This is a genomic window from Streptomyces kebangsaanensis, assembly GCF_001906585.1.
GTDB lineage: Bacteria > Actinomycetota > Actinomycetes > Streptomycetales > Streptomycetaceae > Streptomyces > Streptomyces kebangsaanensis.
In genome coordinates this window covers 314-9,248 of sequence record NZ_JUJA01000150.1, presented here as the reverse complement: position 1 = coordinate 9,248, position 8,935 = coordinate 314, and the positions used below count along the sequence as shown (strand labels likewise).

7 protein-coding genes and 1 pseudogene are annotated in these 8,935 nt (G+C 73.7%); 7 read left to right on the top strand and 1 reads right to left on the bottom strand.

Annotation, left to right across the window (positions count from 1 at the left end):
- The 3 genes and pseudogenes from RH94_RS24445 to RH94_RS44470 form a co-directional block, all read left to right on the top strand.
- Positions 1-947: nicotinate-nucleotide--dimethylbenzimidazole phosphoribosyltransferase (locus RH94_RS24445; protein ID WP_234426008.1), on the top strand; the 947-nt coding region annotated here is incomplete at its 5' end.
- A gap of 99 nt (positions 948-1,046) precedes the next feature.
- Positions 1,047-2,870, top strand: coding sequence for a phosphatidylglycerol lysyltransferase domain-containing protein (locus tag RH94_RS24440; RefSeq protein ID WP_079189161.1), 1,824 nt, complete (start codon positions 1,047-1,049; stop codon positions 2,868-2,870).
- Positions 2,867-3,520: pseudogene (locus tag RH94_RS44470) on the top strand (hypothetical protein); the annotation flags it as partial. The gene RH94_RS24440 and the pseudogene RH94_RS44470, both read left to right, overlap by 4 nt.
- A 12-nt stretch (positions 3,521-3,532) precedes the next feature.
- On the opposite strand, the gene RH94_RS24430 reads toward RH94_RS44470, so the two are convergent.
- Positions 3,533-4,300 (bottom strand): hypothetical protein, encoded by a 768-nt coding sequence (locus RH94_RS24430; protein WP_073949983.1) that lies wholly within the window; start codon positions 4,298-4,300, stop codon positions 3,533-3,535.
- Between the two features lie 75 nt (positions 4,301-4,375).
- Here RH94_RS24430 and RH94_RS24425 point away from each other — a divergent pair, with 75 nt between their 5' ends.
- The 4 genes from RH94_RS24425 to RH94_RS44465 all read left to right on the top strand — a co-directional run.
- A complete protein-coding gene (locus RH94_RS24425; RefSeq protein WP_073949981.1) occupies positions 4,376-5,170 on the top strand; it encodes an adenosylcobinamide-GDP ribazoletransferase in 795 nt (264 codons plus the stop codon).
- A gap of 264 nt (positions 5,171-5,434) precedes the next feature.
- Entirely contained in the window at positions 5,435-6,961 is a 1,527-nt protein-coding gene (locus RH94_RS24420; protein WP_073949979.1) for a leucyl aminopeptidase, read from the top strand.
- Between the two features lie 331 nt (positions 6,962-7,292).
- Positions 7,293-8,681, top strand: coding sequence for a dihydrolipoyl dehydrogenase (gene lpdA / locus RH94_RS24415; protein ID WP_073949976.1), 1,389 nt, complete (start codon positions 7,293-7,295; stop codon positions 8,679-8,681).
- A gap of 101 nt (positions 8,682-8,782) precedes the next feature.
- Positions 8,783-8,935, top strand: a 153-nt coding sequence (locus RH94_RS44465; protein ID WP_324614308.1) for a biotin/lipoyl-containing protein, incomplete at its 3' end; no start/stop codon positions are given.

The following is an 8,935-nucleotide window of genomic DNA, read 5'->3' as shown; positions in this document are numbered from 1 at the left end:
CGGTGCGGCCGGTGGAACGGCCGCGGGTGGTGCTGTTCGCCGGCGATCACGGGATCGCCGAACGGGGCGTCTCGGTCCGGCCGGCGGGCGGCGCGGAGCAGCTGGTGCGGGCGGTGCTGGAGGGCGGTCGGCCGGTGTCCGTGCTGGCCCGGCGGCTCGGCGTGCCGGTGCGGGTGGTCGACATGGCGCTGGACTGCGCGCCCGAGACGCTGCCCGAGGACGTCGTACGGCACCGGGTGCGGCGCGGCAGCGGGTGCATCGACGCGGAGGACGCGCTGACCCTTCAGGAGGCGGAGGCGGCCTTCCGGGCCGGGATGGCGGTGGCCGACGAGGAGGCCGACTCCGGTACGGATCTGGTGGTGCTCGGCGACGTCAGCGTGGGCGGGACGACGCCGGCCGCGGTGCTGATCGCCGCGCTGTGCGGGACGGACGCCTCCGTGGTGACCGGGCGCGGCGGCGAACCCATCGACGACCTGGCGTGGATGCGCAAGTGCGCGGCGATCCGGGACGCGCTGCGCCGGGCGCGGCCCGTGCTCGGCGACCAGCTGCGGCTGCTGGCCGCGGTGGGCGGTGCCGACCTGGCCGCGACGACGGGTTTCCTGCTGCAGTGCGCGGTACGGAAGCTGCCGGTCATCCTGGACGGCGTGGTGTCGGCCGCGTGCGCCCTGGTGGGGCAGCGGGTGGCGTTCCGGGCCCCGGACTGGTGGCTGGCCGGCCACAGCAGCGGTGAGCCCGGCCAGGCCAAGGCGCTGGACCGCCTGGCCCTGGACCCCCTCCTCGACCACGGCGTGACCGTCGGCGAGGGAGCGGGCGCCCTCCTGGCCCTCCCCCTGGTCCAGTCCGCCGCCGCCCTGGCCGCGGAGCTTCCCGAACGCCCGGAGGACCGGGACGAGCCGGAGGAGCCGAAGGAGAAGGAGAGCGGGGAGAGCGGGGAGAGCGGGGAGTAGCCGAGTCCGGGCGGCGAGCCGCGGACGGCGGGCGGCGAGCCGCGGACGGCGGGTCAAAAAGAGCGGTCTGGCGGGTTGGCACCCATATGATCTTCCCTTGTGGGAGATGCCCGAATTGCCGTACGTGAGGAGCGGGCTCCGGTCCGCGCGAGCCAGGCGGGGCGGCCGGCCGGCGGCACTCCGCGGCGGGCCGCCGCCTTCGCCGTCTGGTACCTGCGGGCGGTGGCGTTCGTCAACTTCCTCAGCGCGGTGTGGGTCTCCCTGGGGCAGGACGTGCGGCGGCACAACCAGGAGGACCTGTTCACGCCGTACCTGCTCACCGCCGGCTTCGCCTCCGGCGTGTTCGCCACCTTCCTGGCCGTCACCATGCGCCGCCGCAAGCGGGCCGCGTGGATCCTGAACCTCGCGCTGAGCGGGCCGTTCCTCGCGCTGTTCGCGTTCACGATGACCTTCCCGGAGATCCGCCGCTTCCCGCAGAACTGGATCTCCCTGGTCCTCACGGCCGCCTTCGTCGCCGCGCTGCTGCTCGGGCGCCGGGAGTTCTACGCCAAGGGCGACCGGGCCAACCCGCGGCTCGCCGCCGCCGTCGCGGCCGTCGGGCTGCTGCTGTCCTCGCTGCTCGCCGCGCTGCTGGTGACGGTCACCAACCAGGCACCGGACGCGTCCCGTTCGACGTACCTCCAGCGCTGGCACTACGGCACCCTGCGGCTGATCTCGGTCGCCGCCTCCGGGGACCACGTCCCCGGCATCGCCACGCCGAACTGGACGAACGTGTCGATCAACGCGCTCTCCACCGCCCTGGTCCTCGTCGTCCTCTACGCCGCCTTCCGCTCCCGCCGCGCCGTCGACCCGCTCACCGCGGACGACGAGAGACGGCTGCGCGAGCTGCTGGCGGCACACGGCGAACGCGACTCGCTCGGCTACTTCGCGCTGCGCCGCGAGAAGAGCGTCGTCTGGTCGCCGACCGGCAAGGCCGCCGTCGCCTATCGCGTGGTCGGCGGGGTGTCCCTGGCCTCGGGGGACCCGCTCGGCGACCCCGAGGCCTGGCCCGGCGCCATCGAGCCGTGGCTGGCCGAGGCGCGGGCGCACGGCTGGATCCCGGCCGTGATGGGCGCGAGCGAGGAGGCCGGCACGGTGTACGCGCGGCACGGCCTGGACGCCCTGGAACTGGGCGACGAGGCCGTGGTGGAGGTCGCCGACTTCACCCTGGAGGGCCGGGCCATGCGCACCGTGCGGCAGGCCCATAACCGCGTCGCGCGCGCGGGGTACTCGGTGCGCGTGCGGCGGCACGAGGACATCCCGGCGGACGAGATGGCCCGCCTGGTCGAACAGGCCGACGGCTGGCGGGACGGGCCCACCGAGCGCGGCTTCAGCATGGCGCTGGGCCGGCTCGGCGACCCGGCCGACGGGCAGTGCGTGATGCTGGAGTGCCATGACGCCCGCGGCGGGCTCAGGGCCCTGCTGTCCTTCGTGCCCTGGGGACCGCGCGGGCTGTCCCTGGACCTGATGCGGCGCGACCGGCACGCCGGGAACGGGCTCGTGGAGTTCATGGTGCTGGAGCTGCTGCGCCGCGCCGGGGAGATCGGGGTCACCCGGGTCTCGCTCAACTTCGCCATGTTCCGCTCGGTCTTCGAACGGGGGGCGCGCCTCGGTGCCGGGCCGGTGCTGAGGGTGTGGCGGTCGCTGCTGGGTTTCTTCTCCCGCTGGTGGCAGATCGAGTCGCTGTACCGCGCCAACGCCAAGTACCGGCCCGTCTGGGAGCCGCGGTTCCTGCTCTTCGAGAAGAGCGCGGACCTGCCGCGCATCGGCCTCGCGTCGGCGCGCGCGGAGGGTTTCCTGGAGGTGCCGGTCCCGCCGAAGCGGCCGCGTTGGCCGCGCCGACCGCGCCGACCGCGCCGAGGGCACCTGGAGACGCACGGATGACCGCACTCGCCCGCTGGGCCCGCGCCGAATGGGGGCCGGTGTACGCCACCGTGCGCGAGCCGCTGCTCCGGCGGCGCCTGCGGGCGATTCCGATGACACTCGCGGCGGTGTGCCTGACGGCGCTGCTGCAGTGCGTGCAGAACCAGCCCTGGGGCTACGGCCTCGTCCAGCACCTCGGCGCCGTACGGGCCGCCGAACCCCTGTGGCTCGCACTGCTGCGCACCCCGCTGTCGCTGTTCGTGCCCGCGCTGGACCTGCCGGTGTGGGGCGCGCTGGCGCAGATCCTGTTCGTGTTCGGCATCGCCGAGGTCTGCCTGGGCCGGCGCCGCACCCTCGCCGTCGCCTACCTCGCCACCCTCTCCGGAACCCTGTACGCGCGCGTGGGCGTCGCCCTCGGCCCGCACCTCCCCCTGGGCCTGCCCGCCACGGACGCGCACGTGGTGGACGCCGGTCCGTCGGCCGCCGTGGTGGGCCTCGCGGTGTACCTCGGCCTGCGCCACGGGGCGTACGCCACGGCGGTCGCGATCACCGCGGCGATGGCGCTGGAGGTGGTGTGGAAGGAGAACCTGGCCGGCAAGGAGCACCTGGCCGCGATCCTGGGGGTGCTGCTGGTGTGCGGGCTGTCGGCGCCGTGTCGCCGGGCGGCCCGCCGGTGGCGCGGGTCATCTGTGTTCCGGAAGGCGGTCCGGCCGCGTGTCCGGCTTGCCGCCGATCCAGTCCTGGAACGTCCGGCGGGGGCCGGACCAGCGGCGGTCGTGGCGGTAGGCGCGCAGGCCGGCGCGGGCCTGGGCGCGCGGGCGGCGGCGGTAGAAGCGTTTGGCCCAGTAGGAGCCGGGCCGTGCCAGGCGGACCGCGCCGATCAGCGCGACGAACGGGATGATCACACCGAACAGCGCGATACGGCCCTTGCCCTTGCCGAGGGACACCAGGGAGAGCAGGAAGTTCACGGCCACGGCGACGATGACCGCGCCGCGGTTCTGCAGTTCGGCCGGGGACAGGTTGTTGACGCCGAACGGGGAGAAGCCGACGAGCACCAGCCCGACCAGCGCCGCGGTGAGGACGACGACCTCGACGCTCTTGCGGCCGGCCTCGCTCCAGTAGACGTCGTCCAGGTGCAGGATCAGCGCGAACTCGTCCAGCACCAGGCCCGCCCCGATCCCGAAGACCACCGCGAAGGCCGCCGTGCCGAAGTCGTTCCGGCCGCTGCTGGCGACCGCGCCGAAACCGCCGAGGACGGTCAGGAGCACACCGGGCACGACGTGGTGGATGTGCAGACCGCCCGCCTTGACGTTGCCGAAGGGTCCCTTTCCCGCGCGGATCAGGCGGGTGATGGTCCGGGTGACCGCGAAGGTCAGGACGAACGCGGCGAGGGCGAGGAGCAGGGGCAGTTTCCCGGGTTCGACGATGTTGCGCTCCAGCCAGTGCCCCATATGTGTAGTGTGCCGCGCCCGCCGGTGCGCCGCCCGCCCGCGGAGGGGTCCACGGCGCTCCCGTAGTCTGCCCGGGTGTCCACGACCCCCCAGCCGGTTCCCCCGCCGCACGGACTGCGGTTCGCCTTCGGCACCCTCACCGCGCTTCCGGTCCGGGTCGGCCGCTGGGACCGCGAGGCCGCGCGCGCGGGGATGCTCTGCGCGCCGCTCGCCGGACTGGTGGTCGGGGTGGCGGCGGCGGCCGCGGGACTGCTGCTGCTCCTCCTGGGCGCCGGCCCGCCGCTCGCCGCCGTCGCCGCCGTCGCCGTGCCCGCCGCGCTGACCCGCGGTCTGCACCTCGACGGGCTCGCCGACACCGCGGACGGGCTGGGCAGCGGCAAGCCCGCCGGGGACGCGCTGCGGATCATGAAGCAGTCGGACATCGGCCCCTTCGGGGTGATCACCCTCGTCCTCGTCCTGCTCGCCCAGGTGGCCGCCCTGACCCGGGCCTACGACGACTCCTGGGCCCTGGGCGCGCTCGCCGCCGTCGTCTCGGCGACCGCCGCCCGGCTGGCCCTGACCCTGGCCGCCCGCACCGGGGTCCCGGCCGCCCGGCCGGAGGGGCTGGGCGCCGCGGTCGCGGAAGTGGTCCCGGTCCCGGGAGCGATCGGCGCGGCCCTCGCCGTCACCCTGGCCGCGGCAGCGGCGGGCGCCTTCCTCGGTCCTTACGCCTGCGCCCTCGCCGTCCTCTCGGTCCTCGCCGCCCTCGCCGCCGCCGAACTCCTCCTGCGCCGCTGCACACGCCGCTTCGGCGGCGTGACGGGCGACGTCTTCGGCGCCCTCGCCGAGACGGCCGCGACGACCGTCCTGGTCGTGCTCTCGCTGCACTGAGAGACCGCTTCCGCAACGGCCCCGCCCACTCGCGCACCACGGGCGCGCGGGCCGAAAAACGACGGCGGCACCGCCCCCCGGGCGCGTACCCGCGGAGCGGGTCCGGGGCGGGTCCGGGGCGGGACGCGCGTAGGCTCGGGGCGGGTGTTTGCCCGCCCGGGTGAAGACCGCGCCGGAAGAGAGTTCTAGGGTCGGTGGTCGGGCCCGGTCGACCCACCTGTTTTCGGCCACACACCTCTCACAGGGAAGCGAGATTTCACCACCGTGACTGCTCTCACTCTCAGCACCGCCGCGGCGCCCGGCCTGCGGGCCGACGCGATCGTGATCGGTCTCGCCAAGGGCACCAAGGGCCCGGTCGTCGCACCGGGCGCAGAGACCGTCGACGAGGCGTACGACGGCAAGCTCGCCGGCGTCCTGGAGACCCTCGGTGCCTCCGGTGCCGAGGGCGAGGTGACGAAACTGCCGGCCCCGGCCGGCTTCAAGGCCCCGCTCGTCCTCGCGGTGGGCCTCGGCCCGCGGCCCGAGAAGGACGCCGACCACGAGGCCGAGGCGCTGCGCCGGGCCGCCGGCGTGGCCGCCCGCGCCCTCGCCGGGGCCAAGAAGGCCGCCTTCGCGCTGCCGCTCGCGGACGCCGACGCCGCCGCCGCGGTCGGCGAGGGGGCCCTGCTCGGCGCCTACTCCTTCGACGCCTACAAGAGCAACGGCAAGGACGCCGAGGCCGGCGGCGCCAAGGCTCCGCTCGCCGAGGTCGTCCTGCTCGGCGGCAAGCCCCGCGACAAGGAGTACAAGGCGGCCGTCGAGCGCGCCGCGGCCGTCTGCGAGGAGCTCAACCGCGCCCGCGACCTGGTCAACACCCCGCCGAACGACCTCGACCCGGCCGCGTTCGCCGCCCTCGCGCAGGAGGCGGCCAAGGAGCACGGCCTGAAGGTGCAGGTGCTCGACGAGAAGGCGCTCGCCAAGGGCGGCTACGGCGGCATCCTGGGCGTCGGCTCCGGCTCGGCCTCCGCCCCGCGGCTGGTCAAGCTGTCGTACACCTCCGCCAAGGCCAAGAAGCACCTCGCCCTCGTCGGCAAGGGCATCACCTACGACTCGGGCGGCATCTCGCTCAAGCCGGCCGGCCACAACGAGACGATGAAGTGCGACATGAGCGGCGCCGCCGCCGTGTTCGCCGCGGTCGTCGCCGCCGCGCGGCTCGGCCTGGAGGTCAACCTCACCGGCTGGCTGGCGCTGGCCGAGAACATGCCCTCCGGCTCCGCCACCCGTCCGGGTGACGTGCTGCGCATGTTCAGCGGCAAGACGGTGGAGGTGCTCAACACCGACGCCGAGGGCCGGCTCGTCCTCGCGGACGCGCTGTGGGCCGCCTCCCTGGAGAAGCCGGACGCCATCGTGGACGTCGCGACCCTGACCGGCGCGATGGTGCTGGCGCTGGGCAACCGGACCTTCGGGGTCATGGCGAACGACGACGCGTTCCGCTCCGCGGTGTCCGAGGCGGCGGAGGAGGCCGGCGAGGAGGCCTGGCCGATGCCGCTGCCGGAGCACCTGCGCAAGGGGATGGACTCCCCCGTCGCCGACATCGCGAACATGGGTGAGCGGATGGGCGGCGGGCTGGTCGCCGGGCTGTTCCTGCGGGAGTTCGTCGCGGACGGGATCACCTGGGCGCACCTGGACATCGCCGGGCCGGCGTTCAACGAGCAGGGGCCCTTCGGGTACACGCCGAAGGGCGGCACGGGGTCCGCGGTGCGGACGCTCGTCCGGCTTGCCGAGCGGGCGGCTTCCGGCGACCTGGGCTGAGTTCGCCCTCTGGCCCGGGTCCGGGTTCGCCCTCTGACCCGGGTCCGGCCGTCGTACGGCGGCTCCGCCGCGTGAGGGCTGTCGCGCCCACACGGTGGAGCCGCATGTCCGTGCAGCCCCGCGCCCCTTCGGGCGGGTGATCCTGCCGTCCGCCGCGAACGTGCTGTGTATCACACTCCGGCCCGGCGTCTCGTTCACTTGCCACAAGTGCGAAGATGGGCGGCGGCAGGACAGGGCCCCCACCGAAGGGCCGAAAATCAAGCGGCCGGACACCAGCCGCCTGCCGGCCACCGACGGCCGGCGCACGGCGCACATGCATGGAGGACGTGACGTGGCGAACGACGCCAGCACCGTTTTCGACCTAGTGATCCTCGGCGGTGGCAGCGGTGGTTACGCCGCGGCCCTGCGCGGGGCACAGCTGGGCCTGGACGTCGCCCTGATCGAGAAGGACAAGGTCGGCGGTACCTGCCTGCACCGGGGTTGCATCCCCACCAAGGCCCTGCTGCACGCGGGCGAGGTCGCCGACCAGGCCCGCGAGAGCGAGCAGTTCGGCGTCAAGGCCTCCTTCGAGGGCATCGACGTCCCCGCCGTCCACAAGTACAAGGACGACGTCGTCTCGGGCCTCTACAAGGGTCTGCAGGGTCTGATCGCCTCCCGCAAGGTCACCTACATCGAGGGCGAGGGCCGGCTGTCCTCCCCCACCTCCGTCGATGTCAACGGGCAGCGGATCCAGGGCCGCCACATCCTCCTGGCGACCGGTTCCGTGCCGAAGTCCCTGCCGGGCCTGGAGATCGACGGCAACCGCGTCATCTCCTCCGACCACGCCCTCGTCCTGGACCGCGTGCCGAAGTCCGCGATCATCCTGGGCGGCGGCGTGATCGGCGTGGAGTTCGCCTCCGCGTGGAAGTCCTTCGGCGCCGACGTCACGATCATCGAGGGCCTCAAGCACCTCGTCCCGGTCGAGGACGAGAGCTCCTCGAAGCTGCTGGAGCGCGCCTTCCGCAAGCGCGGGATCAAGTTCAACCTCGGCACCTTCTTCCAGAAGGCCGAGTACACCCAGGACGGGGTCAAGGTCACCCTCGCCGACGGCAAGGAGTTCGAGGCCGAGGTCCTGCTCGTCGCCGTCGGCCGCGGCCCGGTCTCCCAGGGCCTGGGCTACGAGGAGGCCGGGGTCGCCATGGACCGCGGCTACGTCCTCGTCGACGAGTACATGCGCACCAACGTGCCGACCGTCTCCGCCGTCGGCGACCTCGTCCCGACGCTGCAGCTCGCGCACGTCGGCTTCGCCGAGGGCATCCTGGTGGCGGAGCGTCTGGCCGGTCTGAAGGCCGTCCCGATCGACTACGACGGTGTCCCGCGGGTGACGTACTGCCACCCGGAGGTCGCCTCCGTCGGCATCACCGAGGCCAAGGCCAAGGAGATCTACGGCGCGGACAAGGTCGTCGCCCTGAAGTACAACCTGGCGGGCAACGGCAAGAGCAAGATCCTGAAGACCGCGGGCGAGATCAAGCTCGTCCAGGTCAAGGACGGTGCCGTGGTCGGCGTCCACATGGTCGGCGACCGCATGGGCGAGCAGGTCGGCGAGGCCCAGCTGATCTACAACTGGGAGGCGCTGCCGGCCGAGGTGGCCCAGCTCATCCACGCCCACCCGACGCAGAACGAGGCGCTCGGCGAGGCCCACCTGGCCCTGGCCGGCAAGCCGCTGCACTCCCACGACTGACGCCTACGTCATCGGGCGCGACGACACAGACTTCCGCTTCCCCTAGTTCTCGACTTCGCTCGAACTGGGGGAGACCCCATCCGTAAGGAGCAACCGAAACCATGGCGGTTTCCGTAACCCTTCCGGCGCTCGGCGAGAGCGTCACCGAGGGCACTGTCACCCGCTGGCTGAAGGCCGAGGGCGAGCGCGTCGAGGCCGACGAGCCGCTGCTCGAGGTCTCGACCGACAAGGTCGACACCGAGATCCCCTCGCCC

Excerpts from the sequence above, each read along its gene's own strand:
- RH94_RS24430 (WP_073949983.1), bottom strand. The coding sequence starts at position 4,300 with ATGGGGCACTGGCTGGAGCGCAACATCGTCGAACCCGGGAAACTGCCC.